Genomic DNA, 26559 nt, shown 5'->3' on the forward strand with positions numbered 1-26559 from the left:
TTCACGATAGCGATGACGCCGACCCGCTCGCGGAATCGTACGCCGCGAGCGCTTTCGCATCTTCGGCGTGGCGCATCGCCCGGCGCGCCGCATCCAACGCCTCGACCGGGTCGACGGACTGGCGCGACAGCGCGAGTTCGGACTGCGCGGCGACCAGGCGAGAACGCGCATCGGCGCCGGCGTGTGTGTGAGCGACGGATGCCTCGGCCTCCAGCAGCACGTTCCGTGCAGCCGCGAGCGTGCCCGGGAGGGCGGTGCGCGCGCCCCGCAGGCGCTGCTGCGCCGTCGACGCATCACCGAGCGCCATGTCGAGGCGATCGCGAAGTCGTGCGATGCGGTCCACCGTGTCGGTCGGGCGCCGCGCGGCATTCGTCTCGAGATCGTCCAGCGCGGCGTCCACCGCCCGGATCTCCGCACCCAGGCGGTCTGCCGCATCCGGTTCGAGACGAGATCTCGTGGCGATGGCCGCACGCACCGCCGAACGCGCGGCATCGAACTCGCCGGGCAGAGCCTGTGCCGCCTGGGTCACGAGCCGATGCACCTCTTCGAGCACGCGGGCTTCATCGTCGGCGGTGCGCAGAGTGCGTTCAGCCGCCGCGATGTCCTCCAGGATCGACGACGCGGGGTCGTCAGCGCCCGCCTCGGCAGCAGCGAGCAGTCGCTCGCTCTCGAGAACCGCCGCCTCTGCCGCCGCGGCGGCATCGGCAGCAGCCGCCCACTCATCGCGGTCGAAGCGTGCGGCCAGATCGGCCAGGAGGGCCCGGGGGTCGCCCATCGTCGCGCGCAACTGATCGAGGTGCGCGCGGGCAGCCGTGACGTGCTGCGCCGCGGACACGTTCGCGCGCATCCAGTCCGCGTGCTCGGCGCGTGCTCGATCGATCGCGGCGATCGCTTCGGCCGTGCGGCGCTCGATGCGCTGCGCACCCTTGCGGATGTCGGCGGGCATGACTCCCGGTTCACCCAGCGCGGCGAATTCGGCGAACGATTCGTCTCGCACGTGTTGGGCCGACATGCGCGCCCGACGCAGGGACGCGGGGGCGCCCCCGCCGTAGAGCGCGCCGGCGAGTCCGACCTCGAGTTCGAGTTCGTCGACGGCGTCGTCGAGGCGCACAAGGCTCACGCCGGCACGATCTCGGACGGCGCCCGCGGCGGCGCGCGCCCGCGGCGAACGCCGCGCACGGCGCACGATCCACACGGCGAGAACCACCAGGAGCGCGGCAACTCCGAAAACGAACAGCGAGGGAAGGAGCGCCCCGGCGAGCTCGACCGCCCACTCAGGCATCGTCGTCCTCCGTGAGAAGTGCGGCGCGGAGGGCGGCGGCATCGTCGACCACCGCGGCGGCGCCGTCGGCCTCATGCGGCCAGCTGAAGCCCCAGCGGACGAAGATCACCGGCACGCCGTGCTCGGCCGCGCCCTCGACATCGTGGTGGCGGTCCCCGATCAGCACTGGGCGACTGACGTCGACGCCCGCTTCGGTGAGGCGATGCAGGGCCTCGGCGACGACCGCGGCTTTCGACGCGCGTGTCCGTTCGTCGGCGGTGGCACCGACGAGGGTGCGGAAATCGTCGGTGAGACCGAAGTGCCGCATGAGCTCGACGACTTGCACCTCGGGTTTTGAAGAGGCGGTGGCCTGCGGGATGCCCGCGGCGGCGACGTCGCGGATCAGGTCGGCGACGCCGGGGAAGAGCCTGGCCCCCGCGGTGTACCCCTCGTCACGCGCGAGGCTCCGGTAGAACGCGACGGCGGCGGCGGACTCGTCGGGTGTCATCCCGACGTTCGTCTGGAACGACTCGAACTGCGGGGGACCGATCCAGTGCGCGAGCTCGTCGCGCTGCGGGGCGGTGTGCCCGAAGTGCTCGAGCGTCACGCGCAGGCGGCGCAGGATCCCCTCGGAGGCATCGATGATCGTTCCGTCGACATCCCACAGGATGCATGTCCAGGGTGAGCGCGTCGACATGTGCACCAGCCTATGCGTGGGGCGCGGCATCCCTTGGCGACACCATCGCATGCCGCCGGAACGGCGCTTCCCACCCGGCTTCACTCGTCGCGAATGTGCGGCGCCTGGGGCGCTTCGCGTACATCCGCGCCCACCGAGCCTCGGTCGGGTCCGGGGTAGGGAGTGGTGGCGGCTTCGCGGGAGCAGCGGCTCCCTCCCTGGCGTTGGGGCCCTGTCTCTGGCGGTGGGGCCCTGTCTCTGGCGGTGCGGCCCTGCCCCGGGCGGTGCGGCCCTGTCCCGGGCGGTGCGGCCCCTGCCCCGGGCGCTGCCTGGGCTTCATCCGTCGGATACGTACGGGTTTCGGGGTCGCCGGCGTACATTCGCGACCACTGAGTGAGGAGAAAGTCGCGGGGTGGCGCTTGACCCCGGCTTCATCGGTCGCACATGCACGGGTTCGCCGCCGCTCGGTGTACGTTCGCGACCACTGAGCCTCGGCAGCGTTCGGGTCGCTCTCGGGCAGCCTCGGGCGGCCACGCGCGGGGACGCACGGGGTGGCGCGTGTCTCGACCGCTCGTGCCGCCTTACGCCTGGCTTCACCAGTCACACATGCACGGGTTTCTGGGCCGCTGGCGTACATTCGCGACCACTGAAGCGGGGGACGTGAGGCGGGTACCGGGCGGACGAGCCCAGGACGGGGGACAGGGCCGAGGGACGGGTCCGAGGGGCCGGGCGGACGGACCGGGCGGACGGACCGAGCGGACGGACCGCGACGACGGAACGGGCGGACGGACCGGCCGAGGGACTGGGCCGAGAAACCGGGCGAACGGACCCGGGACGACCGCCGTGGCGCCGGTCAGAAGAGGCGGGGGGCGCCGGACTCGATGCCCTTCATGCCCTCGTAGTCGAGCGTCACACAGCGGATGCCGCGGTCCCCCGCGAGCACGCGGGCCTGCGGTTTGATCTCCTGCGCGGCGAACACGCCCGTGACGGGTGCGAGGTGCGGGTCGCGCCCCAACAGTTCGAGGTAGCGCGTCAGCTGCTCCACGCCGTCGATGTCGCCGCGGCGTTTCACCTCGACGGCGATCGTGCCGCCCGCAGGGTCGCGGAGCAGGAGGTCGACGGGCCCGATCGCGGTGGGGAACTCCCGGCGTACGAGGGACAGCCCGTCGCCGATGACGTCGACCTGCTCCGCGAGCAGTCGCTGCAGGTCGGCCTCGACGCCGTCCTTCTGCAGGCCCGGGTCCACCCCGAGGTCGTGCTGGGAGTCGTGGAGGATCTCGTAGATGCGCACGAGGAGGGCGTCGCCGGTCTTGGCGTGCGTGACCCGCCAGTACTCCTGCACCCCCGCCGACGCCGATTCGTCGTCGGGTGCCTCGACGTCCAGTCGGCACGGGGGGCTCATCCAGTTGAGCGGCTTGTACGAGCCGCCGTCGGAGTGCACGAGCAGCGAACCGTCGCCCTTGTGCACAAGCAGGCGGGTCGCCAACGGCAGGTGGGCGGTGAGGCGGCCGGTGTAGTCGACGGAGCACCGGGCGATGACGAGACGCACCCGAAGAGCCTAACGGCGGGTCAGCGCTCCTCGGTGTGCCCGGCGCCGACGGTCGAACCCGCGATGGGCTTGGCCGCGCCTGAGGCAAGGCCCGACATCACGATGAGTCCGACGATGACCCACAGGGTGTTGAGGATGCCGATCTGGTTGCTGATCCATCCGAGCACCGGAGGGCCGCACAAGAACGCGACGTACCCGATGGTCGCGGCTGCCGACACGGACGCGGCGGCGCGCCGGGGGTCGTCGGCGGCGGCGGACATTCCGAGCGGGAAGCCAAGAGATGCCCCGGCACCCCACAGCGCGACGCCGACGAATGCCAGGGGAAGATTCGGCGCGAGGATGAACAGCACGAGACCGGCGCCGGCGGTGACGGCGAGCACCCGCAGGGTCCATACACGGCCGAAGCGGTCGACGAGGGGACCCCCGATGACGCGGAAGAGCGTCATCGCGACCGAGAACACCGTGAGCGCGAGCGCTCCGATCGCTTCGCTCGCGGCGTGGCCGTCCACGACGGCGATCGTGAGCCAGTCGCTGGCGCTTCCCTCGGCGAACGACATCCCCAGCATGATCGCGCCGATCGCGTAGGTGCGCGGGTCGCGCCAGACCACTGCGAGTTCACGGAACCGCTCACGGCGCGTGCGCGTCGGCCCGTCGTCGTCATGGAGGTCGTGGCGTCGGGGGAGGAGGCGGACCGAAACGATGCCGACGATGAGGACGAGGATGCCGACAATCCACAGATGCGGCGCGACGCCTATGCCCCACGCGGCCATGCCGATGCCGACGCCCGCACCGACGACTGTGCCGATGCTGAAGAAGGCGTGGAAAAGCGGCATGAGTGTGCGCTCGAACGCCTGCTCCACGGCGGCGGCTTCGACGTTCATCATGACGTCGGTCGCGCTCATGCCGAGGCCCATGAGCCCGAGGCCGACGGCGGTGACGACGAACGACTGCGCGAACTCCGTGCCGTATCCGACGATGAGGATGCCGGTGGCGAAGACGATGAACCCGCCGAGCAGGCCACGCCGAGCGCCCCATCGGGCGACCACGACGTTCGCGAGAGAGAGGCCGACGATCGATGAGGCGCCCATGACGAACAGCAGGATGCCGATGTCGAGGTCGTCCGCGCCGAGCAGCGTCTTCACCGCGGGAAGCCGCGATGCCCACGTCGCGAACCCCAGCCCGCACGACAGAAAGATCGCGAAGATCGCAGCGCGCCAGGTGACGAGCTGTGAGCGAGTGAGCGCGGTGTCCACCGCGTCATCGTACAGGCGCGGAATGATGGGCGTCGAATCGATTCGATCATCCCCGCCGACGCAGCTAGGATCGGGTCTCATGAGCACCCGGCGTCCGACCATCGCCGACGTCGCCCGCGAAGCGGGCGTCGCGCCCTCGACGGCATCGGTGGTCTTCAGCGGCAAGACACCGGTGTCGGCATCGACGCAGGCGCGGGTTCGCGCCGCAGCCGACGCGCTCGGGTACGCCGGCCCCGACCCGCTCGCTGCCTCTCTGCGGCGCGGTCGCTCCGGCATCGTCGGGGTGGTCTTCGAGGAGCACCTGCGCTCGGTGTTCTCCGACCCGGTGAAGATCCTCACGATGGACGGGCTGGCCGACGGCGTGGGCGAGGTCGGAGCAGGACTGCTGTTGCTGCGCGACCACGACCCGGCCGAGACGGCACCGACGCTGACGACCGCCCCCATGGACGCTGCCGTCCTCATCGGCTGCAGTCCGCTCTTGCGCGAGTCGCTCGAAGCGGTGCGGGCGCGCGGCATCCCCGTGGTCGTCATCGAGGGCGACGCCGGTGAGGGAGTGCCCCGCATCCTGCTCGACAACCGCGAAGCGCAGCGGCGCGCGGCCACGCATCTGCACGCACTCGGCCACACCGACGTCGTCATCGTGACGCTGCCGCTCGCGAGCGACACGCGTGCAGGGTGGATCTCCGTCGACGCGGAGGTGCGCATCGATGTGACCCGCGAACGACTCGCCGGTGCTCGTGACGTCTTTCCCGACGCGCCGACTTATGCCGCGGGAGGAAGCTTCATCGACGAGGGCTTCGCGGCAGGTCGCAGCATTTTCGCGGATGAGTCTCACGTCCCGACCGCGATCATCGCGCAGAGCGACCTGCTGGCGGCGGGCATCGTTCACGCCGCACGCGAGGCGGGGTTGCGGGTGCCCGAGGATGTCAGCGTGACCGGGTTCGACGGGGTGGAGGTCGACGGGATCGCTCCGGCCGAACTCGCGACGCTCGTCCAGCCGGCGGTGGACAAGGGCCGGGCGGCGGGGCGGGCGGTGACGGCGATGCTCGACGGTCGCGCGGCGGATTCGGTCACGCTCGCGTGTGAGTTCCGCGAAGGGAATACGACCGCTCCTCCGCGGCGAGGCGCACGGGGAGTGCATCGCCCCGGGTAGACTGTCCGTCACGCCCTGATCGCCAGAGTCGGCTGCGCTCGACACCGACCGACGACCATGAGGAGGCATGGGATGCTCATCCTCCTCGCCGCGTTCGCGATCGTTCCTCTGATCATCCCGTGGCTGATCCATCGACTCGGAGCCCGGGCGTTCTACATCGCCGCGCTTCTGCCCGCCGCCGCGTTCGTCCAGGCTCTCGTGCTCACGCCCGACGCCCTGTCAGACGACCGCATTCCCTTCGAGGCATTCGAATGGATCCCGCCGCTGGGAATCGAGCTGTCGATGCGGATGGACGCCCTGTCTTGGGTGATGACCCTCGTCGTCACCGGGGTCGGGGCACTCGTTCTGTTGTATTGCCGGTGGTACTTCGACGGCAGCGGCGCCGGGCTGGGCCAGTTCGCCGCAGTGCTGCTCGCCTTCGCCGGTGCGATGTACGGTCTCGTTCTCACCGACGACATCGTCGTGCTGGTGATGTTCTGGGAGATGACCAGCGTGCTGTCGTACCTGCTGATCGGGTACTACAACCGCCGCGCGTCGAGCCGTCGTGCCGCCCTGCAGGCGCTGCTCGTGACGACCCTCGGCGGACTCGTGATGCTCATCGGTGTCGTCCTGCTCGTCGTCGACGTCGGAACGTCGAGCCTGTCGGGCATCCTTCTCGCCGCGCCGACGGGCGCAATCGTCGACGCTGCTCTGGTGCTGATCCTCGTCGGGGCGCTCAGCAAGTCGGCGATCTTCCCGTTCCACTTCTGGTTGCCCGGAGCGATGGCCGCACCCACGCCGGTGAGCGCCTACCTCCATGCGGCCGCCATGGTGAAGGCGGGCATCTATCTCATCGCACGACTCGCGCCGGTCTTCGCCCTCGCGCCGACATGGCGCCCGATCGTCATCGGGCTCGGGGTGTTCACCATGCTGCTCGGCGGCATCCAGGCACTGCGCGAAACCGATCTCAAACGCATCCTGGCCTTCGGCACCGTCAGCCAGCTCGGCTTTCTCACCGTCGTACTCGGTTACGGTACCCGCGACGCCGCCCTCGCCGGTGTCGCCCTGTTGCTCAGCCACGCGATGTTCAAATCGGCGTTGTTCCTCGTGGTCGGCATCATCGACCGCCAGCTGTCGACGCGCGACATCAACGAGCTGAGCGGCGTCGGTCGCCAGGCACCCGCGCTGGCGACCTTCGCCACCATCGCGATCGCTTCGATGGCCGGCATCATCCCGACCATCGGCTGGGTCGCAAAGGAAGGCGCTGTCACGGCGCTCCTGCACGAAGCCCTCGGCGGTGAGGTCTGGGGCATCGTCGCACTCGTCGGCGTCGCGCTCGGTTCCATTCTTACGATGGCATATGGGCTGCGCTTTCTCTGGGGCGCGTTCTGGACGAAGAAGGATTCCACGGGTGCGCCGCAGCCGGTGACCGAGTGGCCGCATCCGCCCGTCGGCTTCGTGCTGGCCCCGATCCTCCTGGCGGGGCTCACCGTCGTTGCGGGTTTCGCCTCGCCGGTGCTCGACCATGCGATCGCGCCCTACGCCGACACCGTCCCCGTCGCGTCGCCGGGCGTGGCCCCGCCTGAGTATCCGGCGTACCTCGCTCTCTGGCACGGGCTGGAGCCGGCATTGTGGATATCGCTCGGCACGATCGCGATCGGCGCCGTCGTCTTCGTCGCGTCGCGTCGACGGATGCCGAAGCGCATCGTGCCGTTCACGGCCTCCGACGTGTACAACCTCACGCTTCGGGCGATCGCCCGCCTGTCGGTGGCGACGACCAGCCTCACGCAGCGCGGCTCGTTGCCGGTGTACGTCGGCACGATCTTCGTCGTCTTCGTCGCCGCCGAAGGCACGGCGTTCGCGATGGGCGGGGACTGGGTCGTCGAGATCGACGGATGGCAGACGCCGATGCAGCTGGTCGTCGCTCCGATCATGATCGTCGCCGGGCTCATCGCCGTGCGGGCCCGCAAGCGCTACACGGGCGTGGTCCTCGTCTCGGTCACCGGGCTGGGCATGACCTTGTTGTTCGCCTCCAGCGGCGCACCCGACCTCGCCCTCACACAGATCCTCATCGAGACGGTGACCCTCATCGCGTTCGCGCTGGTGCTGCGCCGCATTCCCGCGCGCATGGGCGAGCACAACGCCTCGGTCGCGCCGGTGGCGCGCGCCGTCTTGGCCGCCACCGTCGGGGCGACGATGGGAATCGTCGCGCTCGTGGCGACGGGCGCCCGCACCGCAGAACCCATCTCGACGTACTGGCCGAGCCTCGCGTACGAAATCGGCCACGGACGCAACGTCGTGAACGTCGCGCTGGTCGACCTGCGCGGCTGGGACACGATGGGCGAACTCTCCGTCCTGATCCTCGCGGCCACCGGCGTCGCCTCGCTCGTGTTCGTGACCCATCGTGCCGACACGCTGTCGCAGTTGACGGCCCCGCTGCCCGCGATGTCGGGTCGCGCGCGCCGCCCGCTCGTCGAAACGGATGAGGGCATCCGCCCCCGTACGGCGGGGGCGTCGGGGCAACGGCAGGCATGGCTGGTCGGGGGTCAGCGCGTGCGTCCCGAGAATCGGTCGATCATCCTCGAGGTGATCGTGCGGGTGCTGTTCCACACGATCATCATCGTTTCGCTGTACCTGTTGTTCGCCGGGCACAACCTGCCCGGCGGCGGGTTCGCGGGCGGCCTCGTCGCCGGCATGGCTCTGGTCATGCGCTACATCGCCGGTGGTCGGTACGAACTGGGCGCCGCGGCGCCGACGGATGCCGGCCGCCTGCTCGGTGTGGGCATGGCGCTCGCCGTCGGCTGCGCGATCGTGCCGCTGTTCTTCGGGCAGCCCGCGCTCACGAGCAGCTTCGTCGAGGGTGAGGTCCCCCTGCTCGGACACATCGAGTTCGTGACGTCGACACTGTTCGACATCGGCGTGTATCTCGTCGTCATCGGTCTCGTCCTCGACGTGCTGCGGAGCCTCGGTGCCGAGGTGGACCGCCAGGCCCATGAGTCGCAGTCGCGGGGGGTGAGCGTCTGATGTCGGTCTCGCTCGTGCTCGTGATCATCATGTCGGTCCTCTTCGCGTGCGGTGTCTACGCGATGTTGGAGCGCAGCCTCACGCGGGTGCTGATCGGCTTCCTCCTTCTCGGCAATGCCGCGAATCTGCTGCTACTGATCGTCATGGGGGCACCGGGGGTGGGCGCCTTCTACGGCGATGCCGACGCCGAAGAGATGTCCGACCCGCTCCCGCAGGCGCTCACCCTCACCGCGATCGTCATCACGTTCGCCGTTTCGGCATTCCTCCTCGCGCTGATCTACCGATCGTGGCAGCTGGGCCAGGCGGACACCGTCGAGGACGACGAAGCAGACATCGCCGTGCGCAAGGGTGAAGGCGACCCCGAAGAAGTCATGGACGACGAAACCGAGATCGAAGACACCGACGACGACGCCACGACCGACTTCGTCGACGTCGACACCTCGCCGATCACGGTTCTCGGGAGCGCCGACATCTCCGCGCTGCGCGACGATGCCCCGCTCGAACGTCCCGAACGCCGAAAGGGGGAGGACGCATGACCGCCCTCGTCCCCCTCCTCGTGACGATTCCGCTGCTCGGGGCGGCGATCGCCCTCATCGCGGGCAGGCACCGCCGCATCCAAGTCATCGTCTCGATCGTGACGCTGTCGCTCGTGTGCATCATCGCGGCCGTGTTGTTGGCCGCCGTCGACGCGAGCAACGAGCCGTTCGCCGTCTCGGTGGGCGACTGGCCGATTCCGTTCGGGATCGTGTTGTACGTCGATCGCCTCGCGTCGCTGCTGATCGTCGTCTCGAGCATCGTGCTGCTCGCGGTCCTGCTCTTCTCGGTCGGCCAGGGTGCCGCCGACGGCGACGACGAGACCCCGGTCTCGATCTTCCACCCGTCGTATCTCATCCTCTCGGCGGGGATCTTCACCGCGTTCATCGCCGGCGATCTCTTCAACCTCTACGTGGGCTTCGAGATCCTGCTGGTCGCCTCATTCGTGTTGATCACCCTCGGCTCGACCGAGTCCCGCATCCGCACCGGAGTCGTCTACATCGTCGTCTCGCTGGTGTCGTCGATCCTCTTCCTGTCGGCGATCGCGGCGATCTACGGCGCGCTCGGCACCGTCAACATGGTGCAGTTGTCCGAGAGGATGACGGAGCTTCCGCAGAACGTGCAGCTCATGCTCCACGTGCTCCTGGTCGTCGCGTTCAGCATCAAGGCGGCGGTGTTCCCGCTGTCGTTCTGGTTGCCCGACTCTTATCCGACGGCTCCGGCACCGGTCACCGCGGTGTTCGCGGGGCTCTTGACCAAGGTCGGGGTCTACGCGCTCATCCGCACCGAGACGCAGCTGTTCCGAGACAACGACATCAACGTCGTGCTCCTCATCGTGGCGTTGGCGACGATGATCGTGGGGATCCTCGGCGCGTTGGCTCAGGCCGAGCTCAAACGCATCCTGTCCTTCACCCTCGTCAGTCACGTCGGGTACATGGTGTTCGGGTTGGCGATCGCGACCCCGCTGGCGATCGGCGCGACCATCTACTACATGGTGCACCACATCGTCGTGCAGACGACTCTCTTCCTCGCGGTGGGACTCGTCGAGCGCCGCGCGGGCAGCACCTCGATCCTGCGTGTCAAAGGCCTCATGAAGGCAGCCCCCATCATCGCGCTGCTGTACTTCATTCCCGCCGTCAACCTCGGGGGGCTTCCACCGTTCTCGGGTTTCATCGGCAAGTACGCGCTGTTCGACGCCGCCGCCGAAGTCGGAACCCCGCTCATGATGACGCTCATCGTCGGAGGCGTCGCCACGTCTCTCTTGACGCTGTACGCCCTGATGCGCGCGTGGAACCTCTCGTTCTGGCGGGAGGACGGTGAAGATTCGGCCGAGACCGAAGCCCGCATCGGGTACCTCGGAGACGCTCCCGCGGCGAGCGTGGAAACCGAGCGGCGGGTGATCCCGAAGATCATGACCGCTGCGACGATGGGGATGGTCGCCATCACCGTCGCCCTCACGGTGTTCGCCGGGCCTTTGTATGAGATCGCCGCTCGCGCGGGTGAGCAATTGAGCGTGCCGGTGAACCTCACTGAGCTGCAAGAAGGGACGAGGCAATGAAACCGGCCTCGCGGGCAGGAGCCTTCTTCACGCAGACCTGGCGACAGCTGCCGTTCTTCTTGTGGCTGATCGCCCTCTGGATGCTGCTGTGGGGCCAGTTCACCTGGCTGGCCTTCCTCACGGGCCTCGTCGCAGCCGTCGTCGTCACCCGTGTGTTCCGCCTCCCTCCGGTCGAACTCTCCGGACGCGTCAATCCGGTCTACGGCGTCGCCTTCCTCGTCGAATTCATCGTCTGGCTCGTCATCGGTTCGCTGACGGTCGCCTGGCAGGTCATCGATCCCCGACGTGTGCCGCGCGCTGCGATCATCGGTGTGCCCATGGTGGTCGACGATGACCTGATCATGACGCACACCGGGGTCACCGCATCCCTCATCCCGGGTTCTCTGGTCGTCGACACCGACCGCGACCGGCGCATCCTCTACATCCATGTCATCGGCGTCGACAGTGACGAGGCGGTCGAGAAGCAGCGCGAACAGGTGTTGCGATGGGAGCAACGCATCGTGATGGCGGTCGGCAGTGGCGCCCAGGTCGAACAAGTGCGCGCGGCACGAGCCGCCCGACTTGCCCGGCAGCGCGCCGACGCGGCACGGAGCGGAGGACAGGCATGAGCCCGATACTGATCGCCATCTACGTCGTCTTCACCATCGCGTCGTTGCTGACGATGGTGCGGATCGTTATCGGTCCGTCGATCCTCGATCGCGCCGTGGCGTCCGACGTTCTGCTCACCCTCGTCATGTGCGTGTTGGGCGCCGAAATGGCGATCAATCAGCACACACGCACGCTGCCGGTGCTGCTGATCATCGCCGCCGTCGGCGTCTTCGGCTCGATCGCGATCGCCCGTTTCGTCGCGAGAAGGGACCAGCAACGGTCATGACCCTCGACGCCATCCTCGACCTGACCAGTCTCGTGCTGATCCTCCTCGGCGCGATTCTGTGCCTCACCGCGGCGATCGGCCTGCTGCGGTTCCCTGACGTGCTCACGCGCCTTCACGCCGCGACCAAGCCGCAGGTGCTCGGACTGATACTCATCTGCGTCGCCATCGCGCTGTCGCTGCGCGCCTGGCCCGTCATCGCGTTCCTCGTGCCGGTCATCCTCATGCAGCTGGCGACCGCGCCGCTGTCGGCGCACATGGTCGGTCGACAGGCCTACCGGAACGGCACGATCGGCGAGGCGTCGCTGTACGTCGACGAACTCGCCGAGTCGCGCGGCACGCCCCCCGCCGCCGGCGGCTGAGTGCCGGGACGGGCGCGCGGCGCTACCCGGCGGGTGTCAGTGTCAGCGTGTGCGTCGTGGCATCCGTCACCGCGTCCGGGGTGAACGCCCACGGCGTGATGATCGCCTGCTGCCAGTTGGCGGTCTGATCGATGTAGTTCGGGTGGAACGTGTGTCCGCTCGAGCCGGTCAGGTTGTTCCACGCCGACGCGTCGAAGTCGGACAGATCGACCACCATGCGCATCGAGGGAACCGTGCTGGTGACGAAGTCGCCGCCGATGCTCCACCCGGTCGCGTTGACCACGGAGGACCCACCGCCCACGGGGAACGGTCCGCGGTTGAAGAGCATCTCGATGGGGGCGATCCCCGACGTGCCGAACGTCTCGTTCTCGAGGTTCAGCGCGTGCAGCGAACCCCAGTTCCACCTGCTCGGGTTATCGCCCTGGATCTCGACGAGCCGGTCATACGCACCGTGTGCCGTGAGGAGCAGCATCTCGTCGCGATCGGCGACGCCCAGTCCGGGGTTCTGCCACCATTCCGACTCGGGGTCGCCGAGCAGCTCATCCACGAGCAGGAACAGGCGCGCCTGATCCGACGTCGGGGCCTCGACATCGCGGCCGTTGACGTAGATGTTCTGTACGAGTTCATCCCACAGCACGTTGGCGTACGCGGCCGCCGGTGAATCGGCGTCGTTCTGGGCATCCCACGTCTGCAGGAGCTCCAGCGCCTCATCCGTGCCCTCGTCGCCCGTCGACAGGTCGAGGTACGCCGCTGCCAGGCGCTTGCCGATGAAGAACTCGTTGTCGGCCTGCATGGCGCGCATGTCTTCGAGCGTGAGTGGACCGTTCGCGATGCGCCGCTCGAGCATGTCGACGATGCGGGCCCCACGCCACCCGTAGTCCCAATCGCGCGTCAGGAAGTACTCGTAGTCGTCGTCGACGACCGCGTTGTTCGCGGTGACGATGTACCCCTCCGGCGGGTTGTAGACGACGGGCAGATCTTCGAACGGGATCATCCCCTGCCAGTCATAGGCCGAATCCCAGCCCGGCTGGGGCAGCCATCCGTCGCCCGCGCCGCGGATCGGAAGGCGACCGGGCGTCTGGTAGCCGATGTTGCCGTCGATGTCGGCGTAGATGAGGTTCTGCGCCGGTACTTCGAAGAGGGATGCCGCCTGCCGGAACTCGTCGAAGTCCTGAGCGAGGTCGAGCGCGAAGATCGCTTCGGCGGTGGTTCCGGGCTCGAGCGCGGTCCAGCGCAGGCTCACCGCGTATTCACCCTCGGGCACATCGGTGGGCGCGACCGCGCCATCGGCCGATCCGACGAACGGGTCCTCGGCGATCTCGGTGAAGGCGTCAGTGAGCCCGGAGACGATCGGGCCGTGCACCGTGGACTGGACGGTGATCTCGACGTCCTCTCCGCCGGCGACCACGAATGTCTCGGTGCGCTCTTCGAGGGGGACGAGTTCGCCGTCACGCCAATACGAGTCTCCGTCGACGCGCTCGATGTAGAGGTCGGCGACGTCGGAGGTCAGATTCGTGAACCCCCATGCGATGCGGTCGTTGTGGCCGATGATGACCCCCGGGACCCCGGCGAACCCGAACCCGGCCACGTCGAAGCCGCACTCGTCGGAGATGGTTCGGCACTTCAGGCCGATCTGGTGCCACACACTCGGGAGGGCCGCGCCCAGGTGGGGGTCGTTCGCGAGCAGGGGCATCCCCGACTCGGTGAGTTCACCTGAGACGACCCACGAGTTCGAGCCGATGCCTTCCCCGGGGTCGCCCAGCAGCACGCCGACCGCTTCGATCATGTCGTCGACCTCGGTCCACGTCAGCGACGCGGGCGCGGTCTCGCCCTCGGCATCCTCTTCTTCGGGCGAGAACCCGCCCTCGGGAATCGGCGTGATCTCGGGAACGATGACCGGGTTGGTGTCGAACGGATACCCGGGGAACAGCCCGGTCACCTCGTCGGCCGGCATCTCCGCCGCAATCCGTGCGCGCAGCGACTCGTCCTCGAGGTTGGAGCGGAGGTCCCAGGCCATCGCCTTCAACCACGCGACCGAGTCGGCCGGGGTCCAGGGTTCGATCTCGTAGTCGCCGTTCTGCAGCCCGAGAACGGCGTACTCGAACGACGCGTCGGCGCCGGTGTTCTCGGCAAGATAGGCGTTCACGCCGTCGGCGTAGGCCTGGTAGTAAGACAGGGTCGTCTCGTCGAGCGCGGCGACCTCTTCCTCGGCGATCGCGCGCCACCCGAGCGTGCGCAGGAACATGTCGGTGCCGAGCTGTGACTCACCGAACATCTCCGAAAGGCGACCGCTCGTGACGTGTCGGCGGAAGTCCATCTCCCAGAATCGGTCCTGCGCGTGGACGTACCCTTGTGCGGTGAACAGGTCGAGGGGGTCGCCGGCCGTGATGACGGGGATGCCGAACTCGTCACGCTGGACGGTGACGTCGGCGTTGAGTCCCTCGACCGATACCGTGCCCTCGAGCTGAGGGAAGGACCGCTGAATCGTGTACACGAGGGTCCCCGCGGCGATCAGGGCGATCACGATCAATCCGGCGATGACGCTGAAGACCGTGATGCCGACGGTTCGACCGACGGAACGCTTGCGGACAGCAGGGCGCGGCGAATCGATCGCGTCGGCGACGGAGTTCGACATCGAACACCTTTCACACTCGGGTACTGCAGACACGCGGTCTCTCAGACCGCGGGTCTCGGTGTCATCGTCGGGTCGACACACCGTCTGGCATCGTACCCCGGGACGACGCACGAACGCCGTCGGATGTGGACGATCCACAACCGACGGCGCCCGTTTCGCGCCCGCGTTGCGCTCAGATCGGGTTGAACGTCGACCAGAACGGCAGCATGATCGGCGTCTCGTCGAACGCCTTCCGGTGCTCTTCGCTCAACAGGTCCTTGCGGATGACGACTTCGTACACGTACTCGCTCATCCAGCCGTCTTCCATCACGAAGTAGCCGTTGTCACCGACCTTGCCGCCGTGCGAGTCGGTGCCCCACGAATTCTCGACCTTCCACTTCGTCGGCGTTCCGTCGACGAGATCGACGCCACCGATCGTCATGGCGTGGGTCGGCAGGCTCTCGCGGGTCCGGTAACGCTGGGCCTTGTCCATGCCGAACTCCACGCCGAGCAGTTCGTCAAGGCTGTACAGATCGGTCGACATGACACCGGAGGCGACGTCGGACGACTGCATGACATCGCTGCCGAACCAGACGGCTTCACCCTCCTGAAGCTGCTTCACCGTCAGTTGCTTGAGCGTCTCCATGTCGACGTTGAGGTAGCGGTTCGGCAGCCCGCCCGCGATCTCGTCGGAGGTTTCGATGCCGTACACCTTTCCGTAGGGCATCGACTCGATCGGTACGTTGATCACTCCGACGTAGTCGTCGACGTCGACCGGGATGAAGGTCGACAGGAACTCCAGCGGCGTCAGGTCGCGGGTCACGTGGTAGACGTCGTCGGTGTCGCGGTACTCGAAGTCGACCTTCTCGGGTGGCGTCCCCAGCGCGATCGAGAGGATGCGGTAGACCTCGCCGATCATCCGCATCCGCGTCGACTCGAGGTTTTCGAGCGACGTGCCGCGCACGACGAGGTCGCGCAACTCGAGTGCATCCTGCCGCAGCTTGCGGTTGAGGATCGTGTTGAGCTGGGCCGAGGTCGTGCTCGCGTGTGTCTCTCCCATCGCCTGACGGGGAACGACACCGTACTTCTTCACCAGGTCGGCGATGAGGTCCCAGTCGCCGCCGTCTTGCTGCGGCGTCTGCAACAGGAAGCTGACCTTGCGGTCGTCGAGCGGCGCGCTGGCGGTGTCGATGATCTGCTGGTGGAAGAAGTTGGCCTTCTCGAGCTTGTCGTAGAAGAACGTGTAGTTCTGTGAGAGCTCGAACGAGCCCTTCGGAAGCTTCAGCGACTTCTCCATATGCAGGCGCAGCGTGTTCAGGCATGCGAACATCCAGCAGCGGCCGCTCTGGTTTTGGTTGGCGACGGCTTCGGAGTCGATGTCGACCGAGAATGTGAAGTCGTTGCGGGCGATGACCGGCGGGTTGATCGCCGTGGCGAGGAACCCGTTGTGGGTGACGGCACGCTGGGCGATGCGCTGCGTGAGAGAGCCGGCTGCCTCGGCGCGCAGGGCGCCGAGGGCATCAGAGGTGAGCTTCATGGGCCTTCCGTTCGTCGAGTCGCGGGGCGTCGCGACAGGGAGATGACTCCACTATCGACGACGCGCCCGGCGTGCATCGAGGGCCCGAGGGCCGTCTGGCACGATTTCGACCGACGGCGGCCCGTCTCAGTCGGTGCCGAAGTCGAACGCGGCACCCTCCGATGCCGCATCCGTCGCCTCGGCGAGCTCTTCGCGCGCCGCATCGTAGCCGGCGGCGTGCTCGGTGATCTCGTTCGCCCCGCCCGCGCGCACGTCGCCGACGAGCTCGCTCGTTGCGCCCCCGATGAGGCCGAGGCCTGCGTACTGCTCGAGACGCGAACGCGAGTCGGCGATGTCGAGGTTGCGCATCGTGAGCTGCCCGATCCGGTCGGTCGGGCCGAACGCGGCGTCGCCGACGCGCTCCATGGAGAGTTTCTCGGGCCCATACGACAGCGTCGGCGACGTCGTGTCGAGGATCGTCCAGTCATCGCCGCGGCGCAGTCGCAGGGCGACGGTGCCCGAGATGGTGGACCCCACCCACTTCTGGATCGACTCGCGCAGCATGAGCGACTGGGGGTCGAGCCAGCGGCCCTCGTACATGAGTCGGCCCAGGCGGCGGCCCTGCTCGTGGTACGTCGCGAGTGTGTCTTCGTTGAGGATGCCGTTGACCAGGCGCTCGTACGCGATGAACAGCAGTGCCATCCCGGGTGCCTCGTAGATGCCGCGCGACTTCGCCTCGATGATGCGGTTCTCGATCTGGTCGCTCATGCCGAGGCCGTGACGACCGCCGATGCGGTTGGCCTCGAAGACGAGCTCGACCGGGTCGGAGTACTCGACGCCGTTCAGTGCGACAGGGCGTCCTTGGTCGAAAGTGACGGTGACGTCTTCGGGAGCGATCTCGACCGAGGGATCCCAATAGCGCACGCCCATGATGGGCTCGACGGTCTCGAGTGAGACGTCGAGGTGCTCGAGGGTCTTGGCTTCGTGCGTCGCCCCCCAGATGTTCGCGTCGGTCGAGTACGCCTTCTCTGCCGAGTCGCGATAGGGGAAGCCGTGCTCGACGAGCCACTCGCTCATCTCTTGCCGGCCGCCGAGCTCAGTGACGAACTCGGCGTCGAGCCAGGGCTTGTAGATGCGCAGTGCCGGATTTGCGAGCAGGCCGTACCGATAGAAGCGCTCGATGTCGTTGCCCTTGTAGGTCGATCCGTCGCCCCAGATGTCGACGCCGTCTTCTTTCATCGCTCGCACGAGCAGCGTGCCGGTGACGGCGCGACCGATCGGGGTGGTGTTGAAGTACGTCTTGCCGCCCGAGCGGATGTGGAAAGCCCCGCAGGCGAGGGCGACGAAGCCCTCTTCGACCAGCGCGGTCTTGCAGTCGACGAGCCGGGAGACCTCGGCGCCGTACTCGAGCGCTCGGCCGGGGATCGATTCGATGTCGTCTTCGTCGGGCTGGCCGAGGTCGCCGGTGTAGGTGCACGGCACCGCGCCCTTGTCGCGCATCCAGGCGACGGCGACCGAGGTGTCGAGACCCCCGGAGAAGGCGATGCCGACGCGCTCGCCGACGGGCAGGGACTGAAGGACCTTCGACATGCCCTCGAGTCTACTGACGGCGGATGCGTCCGTCGGCCGCGGTTGCCGGGTCAGCCGAGCGAAACGCCGGTGATGGTGACCGGTTGGGCGGGCGCGCCGTCCGCGGCCCCACCCTCGGCTCCCGCCGACGCGATCTGCGCGACGAGATCGAGACCCTGCGGCGACAGCTCCCCGAACACGGTGTACGAGGGCGGGAGGGACGTGTCTTCGTAGACCAAGAAGAACTGCGACCCATTGGTGTCGGGTCCGGCGTTGGCCATGGCGACCGTGCCGGCGGGGTAGGTCTCGGTGCCGTCGAGTTCGTCGGCGTAGCTGTATCCGGGACCGCCCATGCCGGTTCCGGACGGGTCGCCGCACTGCAGGACGAAGATTCCCTGTGTCGTCAGACGGTGGCAGGGCGAGTCGTCGTAGTACCCCTGTTCTGCGAGCGAAACGAAGCTCGCCACCGTACACGGGGTGCGATCGCCGTCGAGCGCCATCGTGATGTCGCCCGCGTTGGTCTCGAGGGTGACGTCGACGACGCCGGATGCCGGTGCCTCCGGCGAAGCGACATCGCGCACGCCGCCGGCGCTGTCGACGTACTCGCACTCGACCGCGGCTGCGGACGGTTCCGACGAACCTGTGTCCGACGCGCCGGTGTCCGATGTCGCTCCGCACGCGGCGAGGGAGAAGGCGAGGGCGGCTGCGGCGGGCAGGGCGAGAAGTCGTGTGCGCACACGAAAACGATAAGCCACCGCGCGCCGGTGCCCGGCGGCGGCACCCGCGAACCTGGTGCGGGTTGTGTGCCGCAACTTATGGTGGAGATCACGCGTAGAGGCATGTCTTGGGGATCTGATGAAACGACCGCGCAGGTGGGCAGGGATTGTCGCGGCGATCGCCGTGGTGATCGGAGCGTTCGCTCCCTCGGCAGCGGTCGCGCTTCCCGACCCGGCCCCGGCCGACGTCACCGCACTCGCCACCCTCGACAAGACGACGTCGGCGACCACTGTCGCCCCCGGTGAGACCTTCACGTACACGCTGACGATCGGATGCTCGGCGATCACCGACCTCGGTTGCCGCGGTGCCGTCCTCACCGACGACGTGCCTGCGCCCTTCGTGGTGCAGAACGTCAGTATCGGCGGCGGCATCAACACCGCGGAGCCACCCGTCGTCACCGGCAACAGTGTGACCGTCACGTGGAACACCCCGCTCGGTGACGGCACCGTCGGCCTGCTCGACTCGACCGACGGGGTCGTCACGATCCAGGCGCTGCTGCCCGCGGATGCGTCGTATGACGTCAGCGGAATCACGGTGACCAACGACGCGGTCATCGAGGGGACGAACTTCGTCGATGCCTATGGACAGGTCGACGTGACACCGATCGTCCCGCTCGATCTCGCGACGAACGCCGACAAGACCCTCTCGCCCGCACAGGCGATCGGCACGGCCGGTACCCCCGTCGTGGCGACGCTCTCGGGGGGCAACGACTCCAACGCCACCGTCGAGACCCTCACGATCGAGGACCCCGCGCCGGGCACGACACCCAATCCGTTCGACTCGCTCGCGTTCACCGGCTTCGGCACGGTGACCCCGCCGACGGGCACCACGCAGACCGACTACTACGTGTTCGTCGGTGGCGCGTGGGTGGAAGCACCGGGAGGTGTCGTGCCGGCGCCGTGGACCAACGACGACGTCCAGGGCACACGCGTCGTCTTCACCGGCGCGATCCCGCCGGGGGCCACCGCATCCGTCGTCGTGAACACGCAGCTGACGGATGCCGGCGCAGCCCTTCCCGACGGGACGGGCGTCGTCAACACGGTGCAGAGCACTGTCGGCCTCGGAGGAGAGACCGAGACGGCGGACGCGGACGCCACGTTCATCGTGCGGCAGAACGACGTCACGGTGTCGGGGGAGAAGTCCTTCACGCCCGACACGGTCATCGCGGGCGACTCGTCGATCGTCACGATCACCGGCACCAACACGTCGACGATTCCGATTCAGGTGCTCGAGGTTCGTGAACCGTCGACCGGGTCGTTCCCCGACGCCTACGAGTTCACCGGATTCGTGGGACCTGTCGCCTGGCCGGACGACGCCACGACGGGCCAGGTGGTCTACACCTTCGAAGACGGCGAGACCGAGACCGTTCCCTTCGCGAGCAACACCACCCCGGGCGACCCGACCCTCCAGCCGATCGACCAGGTCGCCTCGTTCGAACTGCAGTTCACCGGAACGATCCTGCCCGGGTCGGAGGTCACTGCGGACTTCGGCGTCGAAACCGACCCCGACCTGACCGGGCTTCCGGCGACCGTGCCGAACGAGATCGGCATCCACGGCTCGAACGAGAGCGTCGACGGGAACGCGACCGCGTCCGGCGATCTCTACATCTACGCCGAACAGATCGAGACCTACGTCTCGAAGCAGATCCGCCCCGATGAGATCCTCGCCGTTCCCGGCCAGGTGACCACGGTCTCGCTCGACGGCGGATTGCTGGATCGTCCCGTGCCCCCGGACCCCAGCGGATCGACCGGTCGGGCCGACGTGGTCATCGTGCAAGACCCCGCGGACCCCGTCGAACCCGACGCGTGGTGGAACGCCTTCAACCTCACGGCGATCACGCAGACCCCCGTACCGGGCGACGCTTCGTTGACGATCGAGTATTGGGACACGACGACCGACCAGTGGGTGACCCTCGCGGGCCCGATCGACGGGCCGACGATCTATTCACAGCAGGTCCCGTCCGACGTGTCGGACGTCGCGGGCGGTGTGCGCTTCGTCTACACGTACACCGGCGACGACGGCGGGTTCGCGCCGGGTACCGACTTCGCCCCGAACTTCACCGCAAGTCTGCGCCCCGACGGGCGCTACGACCCGATCGATCTGTCGACGCCGTTCAGCGTGCCCAACTGCGCGCAGACGGATGCGACGAGTCCGAATCCCGACGTCGACCCGGCGACGAGCAGTATTCCTCCGGCGGAATGTCCGGAGATCGATGTCGTCCCGCCGGACCCCGGTAACGCCGACATCATCGACAAGACGTTCGGGACATCGAGTTCGGGCGGTGTGAAGTCCGTCATCGCCCGGTCGGGTGACACGATCCCTTCCGTCCTGCGGTGGTCGACCGGGGGATACTCGGGCATCGAGTCGATGACGATCACCGACATCGCCGCGCCTGAGACGACCGCGATCGCCGACTCGGTCTACGACGCCTTCGACCTCGTGCGGGTGCAACCGATCACCTCGACCACCGATCCGCTCATCGTGTTCGACGCTGTCGAGTCGGTCAAGCTCTACGACGGCTCGGGCTGGGTGACCGCCACGAACGACCCGTGTGCGGCGCTCTGCATCGGCGGGTTCCCGGGCATGACCCTCACGACCGCGGAGCAGTCGACGACGACCGCCGTGCGTCTCGTCTTCATCGAGAGCCCCGACCGTGCCGCCGCATCCGCCGGCATCGTCGACGCGCCGCCTGTCGGCTCGGGCGTGGCCCGCTCGACCGGCAACGAGCGCCCGATCACCCTCACATGGCAGGTGCGCGACGAGCGACGCGGGGACGGGACGCCGGTGCTCGGCGACGAGCTCTACAACCTCACCACCGACGGTCTCGTCCGCAACACCGTGCAGGCGACAGGGGTCTTCGAGAACGGCGACCCCGACATCAGCGCGACCGATCAGGACGACGTCCTGATCGTCGATGTGCCACTCACGACGACGACGAGCAAGTCGTGGTCTGGTGGACCGCTCGCCGTGCCGGGCGATTTCGGCGTACCGCCGTCGCAGTTCCCGCTCAGTCGCGTGGCGGTGACCACGATCAACACCACCCCGGCCCGCGTCGACACGCTGCAGATCACCGACCCGGCACCGGGCTCGGTCACCGATCGCACCGAAGATCCGTTCCAGGCGTTCACGCTGAACAACTTCTCGCGGGTCGATATGCCGGCCGGAGCGACCAGCGCGGTGGTCACGTTGTTCTGCCCGGACGGTTCGTCCACGGGCTATTCCCCGACCCAGGCTCTTGCGCTCACGCCGGCACTCATGCCGTGTGATGTCTCGGGTATCCAGGTCGTGTACGAGGGGCGGATCGCCGCGAACGCCGCGGGAACCATCGAGTTCGACCTCCGGTTGCGGCCCTTCTGGCGGGGGACGACCGAACGGGTGAGCGTCGCGGACTCACCCATCGCCAACACCGCCGAGGGCGTCATCGCAGACGTCGACCCGGCGGGGACGTGCCCGCCGCCCCAGACCGGGGCGCGCTACGCGTGCGACGACGCGAGTTCGTCGATCGCGTTGACCGAGCCGACTTTCTCCGTCTCCGCCGGCAAGACGGTCGTGCCGTCGCAACAGAAGGAAGACGACTTCAGCCCGGTGACGATGACGCTGTCGGCGCAGCCTGGTGGATCCGCGCACACCCAGACGTTGACCATGACCGACGACGACCCGACGTTCTGGAACGCGTTCGACTTCTCGTCCCCCGATCCGCTGTGGCAGCTTCCGCCGCCCGTCGCACGCGTGCAGGTCTGCTATCTCGACGGCGGGACGTTCACGCCGGCGACGGTGGCTGCGGGAGCGGCCGCGGTCGGCGGTACATGGACGTGCATGCCGCGCTTGGGAGACCTCTCGGTCACAGCGGCGATCTCGTTCATGGAGGCGATGCCTGCGACAGTCCACGGGCTGAGCTTCCAATTCTGGGCCGCGACGGACATCGGATGGCTGAGTCCGGCGAACCCCGTCATCAACGTTCCGTTCGACATCGTGCGACGCACCGATCTCCGCTCCGGTGGCCCCGTGCCGACGACCCGCTCCGACCAGCCGGTCGCGCCGGGCGAGACGACGCCGGGCTCCTTCGACAACACGCTCGAGGTGGAGTCGACCTCGGTCCTGGTCGGGCCCGGGCAGCAATTGACCGCGGACGCGCAGGCGGACGCGGAGTACCGTCACCTGCACCTCCAAGCGGAGATCAGTGTCTCGAAGACGCCTGGCGGCGACGTGGAGCCCGGTGCCGTCATCCCATTCGAACTCGAGTACACCAACACCGGCGAGCGCGCGCTGACCGAGGTCGTGTTCACCGACGAACTCCCGCTCGACGGTGCGGATGAGCCGATGCTCGTCTTCGATCCCGACCGCGACCCGACCGTTCCGCCGTGGTCGTTCGCCCTGGCGGGAGCCGCCCCGACGCCCCCGAGTGGTGATCCGTTGCCGACCGATCCCGACGAGGTCACCGTCGACACGAGCGATCCGACACGCATCGTCTTCACGATGCCTGCCGGGACGGTTCTCGAGGTCGGGCAGACCTACACGATCACGTTGCAGATGATGATCCGACCGGGTACGCCGGCCGGGACGCCGCTCACCAACACCGCGACGATGTCGGTGGCCGAGCCGCTGGACGACTGCGTGACGACGTACGACCCCGACAACGACTGGTGCCTCGACACGACGACGGTCACGCCGTTGTCGGTTCCCGCCCTGGCAACCGCGAAATCGGTGCGTGCCGACGCACCGGTGAACGAGACGGGCATCCCCACGGTGCGCAGCGACATCAACGGATACTCGTGCGACGGCACGGCGGACAGTGACGGTTTCTATCGCTTCCCGTGCGTGGTGACCACCCTCCCCGGTGACACCGAGCAGTGGCGCTTCACCGTGCTGAACGTCGGCACACTCCCGCTCGACAGCGTCGTCGCGGTCGATCGCCTTCCGGCGGCCGGCGACGCCGGTGTGATCGTTCAGGTCCCGCGCGGCAGCACGTGGGCGCCGACGTTCGCCGGCGACGTCGCTCTGGAGCCGACGGCGTCGACCCCTGCCGGTGCGACGCTGACCACCTACTACTCGACCGCGACCCTGCCGTGCACCGCCGATCTCAACCCGCTCGGCACGCAGTGCGCTTCCGGCGCGTGGACGGTCCTGCCGTCGACGCCTGATGACGCGCTCCTGGCGTCGGTTCGGTCGTTGAAGTTCGTCGTCGACTTCCCAGATGCCCTCTTCGCACCCGCGGACAGTCTCGACATCACCTTCCGCACCCGAACGACGCCGACGACGCTCGTCGACGTCTCGTATCCGCCGGCATACAACACCGTCGCGGTCGGGGGAGCGGCGGTTGCCGGTGCCGAACGAGTGACGGTGCCCGGCACCGAGGGACGACGCGTCGGTGTGTCGTACCCCACAGGTCCGGTCGGACTTCTGAAGACGCTCTCCGGGGAGGCGACCGAGTTCGCGCCCGATTCGTTCGAGGTGCAGCTCACGTGCACCGTCGACGGCGAGCCTGTGACGGGTCTTCCGTCGATCGAGCTGGTCCCCGGCATCCCTGAAGAGATCACGGGTCTGCCGTGGGGCGCGGAGTGCACCGCCACCGAAGGCGCGAACGGGCAGACCGAGACCAACATCGGCACCGCGACCGTCGGTGGTCCCGACGGGCCCGTCGAGTTCGTCGACGTCGAGAACGTGTTCGACCCGGCAAGCCTGATCATCCGCAAGGTCGTCGATACGGCGGCCGTCGACCAGCGGGGTAACCCGATCGAATACGGACCTTTCACCTTCACGGTCACCTGCACCGACTTCGGGGGCGAGACCATCTACGCCGACGGATACAACGCTGAGAACCCGATGACCGAGTCGATCAGCCCCGGTCAGGTGTGGGCGCTCGGGGGGCTCCCCGGAACCGGCGAGTGCATCGTCACCGAGACCGACGACCTCGATGCGGCATCGACGACGATGAGCGCGACACCGGGGACGAGCGTGGAGGGAACGCAGATCACCGTCGACCTCGTGGCCGACGCCGCGGTGGACGTCGTCGCCGAGAACACCTTCACGACCGGATCGCTGGAGCTCGAGAAGCTCGTCGAGGGTGAGGCGGCCGCACTCGCACAGGGACCGTTCGCGCTCGTGGTGGATTGCCGCCTCGACACCGGCGACGGACCGGCGATCGTGTGGCTCGGGCGCGTGCTGCTCGGCGGAGATGAGCCGTGGACCGCGACGATCGACGACATCGCCACCGGAGCGACCTGCACCGTGACCGAGCCGTTCCCGTCGGGTGCGACGACCGTCGACATCACCCCGTCGAGCGTGACGATCGGCGACGGCACGACCGTCGAGGTCACGGTCACGAACACATTCGACGCCAGCTCGCTCACGGTGGCGAAGGTCGTCGACGGCGAGGGTGCTCCACTCTATGGGACGGGCCCGTTCGAGGTGACGCTCGAGTGCCTCCTGCCGCTCGGCGGAGTCGTCGACATCCCCGGTGGGGCGAGCCGCCTGCTCTCCGAAGACAACGGGTTCACCACGACCTACGATCCGCTCCCCGTCGGGGCACTGTGCACGATCGATGAGACGGATGCCGGGGGTGCGACGTCGACGACGATCACCGACAGCGCGGGTGAGCCAGTCACCGGACTCTTCCGCGTGACCGATCAGGCGCTCGCGTTCACCGTCACCAACACGTTCGACCTCGGCTCGATGATCGTGTCGAAAGTCGTGTCGGGCACCGAGGCTTCGGCGCACGTCGATGATGACTTCGAGATCGTCGCGCTGTGCGAACTCGACGGAGACATCGTCGCCATCCCCGGTGGTGCACAGCGCACGCTCACGACGACGACGGCGGTGGAGTACACCGACCTTCCCGTAGGCGCAGAATGTAGCGTGCGCGAGAGCGACGACGGGGGTGCCAGCGCGGTGACGATGACGCCCGCTGACCCGGGCGACCCGACACAGGCGCTCGTCACGATCGGTGCGGATGCCGCGGCATCCGTCGTCATCGAGAACCGCTTCGATCCCGAGATGCCACCGACGGGCGCCGATCTTGCCCAGGCCGCGACACTCGGCGCGCTGGGTGTGCTGCTGCTCGGAGGAGGCGGAGCGTTGCTGGCCGTCAGGCGCCGACCGGTTCGGTGACGGCGCCGCGTCGCCGCCCCACCCAGACGATGAGGGCGGCGACGCCGACGATCGCAGCGGCGATCGCCACGACGTAGATCGCCACAGCGCCGTACCCCGCGTCGAAGCCGGCCGGGTCGAGGAACGGGTACGGATACCACGTGTTCGCCCCGGTGACCGGGTTCACGACGAACGGTCCGCGCAGCAGGGTGTAGACGACCCACACCACCGGGAAGATCACGACGATCCCGATCGTTCGCCACTCCGGTCGTCGCCGGGCAGGACCGATCAGGACGTCGAGCAGCAAGAAGAGTGGCCCGACGAGGTGCAGGGTCTCGTTCGACCACGGGATCGGTTCGCTGCCCTGGGGCAGTTCGATCCCGCGCAGCAGCAGGTTGTAGACGATTCCGGTGATGACCATGTACGTCGACACCGACACGAGGGCCACCGCGAGTGCGCGGGGTTCGACGGGGGCCGCGCGGCGCCGACCCCGCCAGACGAACCATCCCGCCGCGATCAGCAGCACGACGGCGGCGCCCGCGTTGGAGAGGATCGTGAAGAAGCTGAAGAAGTTCATCACGACCGTGCCGACGTCGTCGCCCCGATCCTGGGCGCGGGTCACAGATGCGATCAGTTGCGCGATGATCGCCGCGATGATGGCGACCGCCATGACCAGACGCAGGACAGACCAGAACAGGGACCACCCGGGGGAGCGCAGCATGGCACCACAGTAGCGATGCGCGCATCGGTGGATTCGGCGGCGCCGTAGACTCCGCG

The 26559-nt window shown here is 68.1% G+C and carries 17 protein-coding genes; 8 read left to right on the forward strand and 9 right to left on the reverse strand.

What is annotated here, in order from left to right:
- Position 1: 1 nt before the first annotated feature.
- The 4 genes from ACFQZV_RS02750 to ACFQZV_RS02765 form a co-directional block, all read right to left on the reverse strand.
- The gene (locus ACFQZV_RS02750; RefSeq protein WP_378752477.1) at positions 2-1282 is read right to left on the reverse strand and encodes a hypothetical protein; all 1281 of its coding nucleotides are present in this window, start codon (positions 1280-1282) and stop codon (positions 2-4) included.
- On the reverse strand, positions 1275-1958 hold the full coding sequence (locus ACFQZV_RS02755; RefSeq protein ID WP_378752479.1) for an HAD hydrolase-like protein: 684 nt from the start codon (positions 1956-1958) through the stop codon (positions 1275-1277). Before ACFQZV_RS02755 ends, ACFQZV_RS02750 begins: the two co-directional genes overlap by 8 nt.
- Positions 1959-2790: 832 nt before the next feature.
- The gene (gene nucS / locus ACFQZV_RS02760; RefSeq protein ID WP_378752481.1) at positions 2791-3486 is read right to left on the reverse strand and encodes an endonuclease NucS; all 696 of its coding nucleotides are present in this window, start codon (positions 3484-3486) and stop codon (positions 2791-2793) included.
- 20 nt (positions 3487-3506) lie between these two features.
- The gene (locus tag ACFQZV_RS02765; protein WP_378752483.1) at positions 3507-4739 is read right to left on the reverse strand and encodes an MFS transporter; all 1233 of its coding nucleotides are present in this window, start codon (positions 4737-4739) and stop codon (positions 3507-3509) included.
- A 79-nt stretch (positions 4740-4818) separates the two neighbouring features.
- Between ACFQZV_RS02765 and ACFQZV_RS02770 the strand changes: the two genes are divergently transcribed.
- The 7 genes from ACFQZV_RS02770 to mnhG all read left to right on the forward strand — a co-directional run bounded on the left by ACFQZV_RS02770 (position 4819) and on the right by mnhG (position 12220).
- Entirely contained in the window at positions 4819-5892 is a 1074-nt protein-coding gene (locus tag ACFQZV_RS02770) for a LacI family DNA-binding transcriptional regulator (protein ID WP_378752485.1), read from the forward strand.
- A 72-nt stretch (positions 5893-5964) separates the two neighbouring features.
- Positions 5965-8895: a Na+/H+ antiporter subunit A gene (locus ACFQZV_RS02775; RefSeq protein ID WP_378752487.1), complete on the forward strand. Its 2931-nt coding sequence runs from the start codon at positions 5965-5967 to the stop codon at positions 8893-8895.
- Positions 8895-9431, forward strand: a complete 537-nt coding sequence (locus tag ACFQZV_RS02780; protein WP_378752489.1) for a Na(+)/H(+) antiporter subunit C — start codon at positions 8895-8897, stop codon at positions 9429-9431. Before ACFQZV_RS02775 ends, ACFQZV_RS02780 begins: the two co-directional genes overlap by 1 nt.
- A complete protein-coding gene (locus tag ACFQZV_RS02785; protein WP_378752491.1) occupies positions 9428-10987 on the forward strand; it encodes a Na+/H+ antiporter subunit D in 1560 nt (519 codons plus the stop codon). The genes ACFQZV_RS02780 and ACFQZV_RS02785 overlap by 4 nt, the downstream gene beginning before the upstream one ends.
- Positions 10984-11595, forward strand: coding sequence for a Na+/H+ antiporter subunit E (locus tag ACFQZV_RS02790; protein ID WP_378752493.1), 612 nt, complete (start codon positions 10984-10986; stop codon positions 11593-11595). Before ACFQZV_RS02785 ends, ACFQZV_RS02790 begins: the two co-directional genes overlap by 4 nt.
- Positions 11592-11861, forward strand: coding sequence for a monovalent cation/H+ antiporter complex subunit F (locus ACFQZV_RS02795; RefSeq protein WP_378752495.1), 270 nt, complete (start codon positions 11592-11594; stop codon positions 11859-11861). Before ACFQZV_RS02790 ends, ACFQZV_RS02795 begins: the two co-directional genes overlap by 4 nt.
- Positions 11858-12220: a monovalent cation/H(+) antiporter subunit G gene (gene mnhG / locus ACFQZV_RS02800; RefSeq protein ID WP_378752497.1), complete on the forward strand. Its 363-nt coding sequence runs from the start codon at positions 11858-11860 to the stop codon at positions 12218-12220. Before ACFQZV_RS02795 ends, mnhG begins: the two co-directional genes overlap by 4 nt.
- A 22-nt stretch (positions 12221-12242) precedes the next feature.
- Here the strand turns inward: mnhG and ACFQZV_RS02805 are convergent, their stop codons facing one another.
- The 4 genes from ACFQZV_RS02805 to ACFQZV_RS02820 form a co-directional block, all read right to left on the reverse strand.
- On the reverse strand, positions 12243-14855 hold the full coding sequence (locus ACFQZV_RS02805) for a penicillin acylase family protein (protein WP_378752499.1): 2613 nt from the start codon (positions 14853-14855) through the stop codon (positions 12243-12245).
- Positions 14856-15027: 172 nt separating this feature from the next.
- Positions 15028-16371 (reverse strand): C1 family peptidase, encoded by a 1344-nt coding sequence (locus ACFQZV_RS02810; protein ID WP_378752501.1) that lies wholly within the window; start codon positions 16369-16371, stop codon positions 15028-15030.
- Positions 16372-16497: 126 nt separating this feature from the next.
- Entirely contained in the window at positions 16498-17940 is a 1443-nt protein-coding gene (gene argG / locus ACFQZV_RS02815) for an argininosuccinate synthase (protein ID WP_378752503.1), read from the reverse strand.
- Positions 17941-17990: 50 nt separating this feature from the next.
- Positions 17991-18656: a peptidylprolyl isomerase gene (locus ACFQZV_RS02820; protein ID WP_378752505.1), complete on the reverse strand. Its 666-nt coding sequence runs from the start codon at positions 18654-18656 to the stop codon at positions 17991-17993.
- Between the two features lie 118 nt (positions 18657-18774).
- On the opposite strand from ACFQZV_RS02820, the gene ACFQZV_RS02825 reads away from it, so the two are divergent.
- Positions 18775-25803, forward strand: a complete 7029-nt coding sequence (locus ACFQZV_RS02825; protein ID WP_378752507.1) for a DUF5979 domain-containing protein — start codon at positions 18775-18777, stop codon at positions 25801-25803.
- Here the strand turns inward: ACFQZV_RS02825 and ACFQZV_RS02830 are convergent.
- A complete protein-coding gene (locus tag ACFQZV_RS02830) occupies positions 25781-26503 on the reverse strand; it encodes a Pr6Pr family membrane protein (protein WP_378752509.1) in 723 nt (240 codons plus the stop codon). The two genes, ACFQZV_RS02825 and ACFQZV_RS02830, sit on opposite strands and share 23 nt — an antisense overlap.
- Positions 26504-26559 lie beyond the last annotated feature (56 nt).

This window comes from Microbacterium koreense, assembly GCF_042677105.1.
GTDB lineage: Bacteria > Actinomycetota > Actinomycetes > Actinomycetales > Microbacteriaceae > Microbacterium > Microbacterium koreense.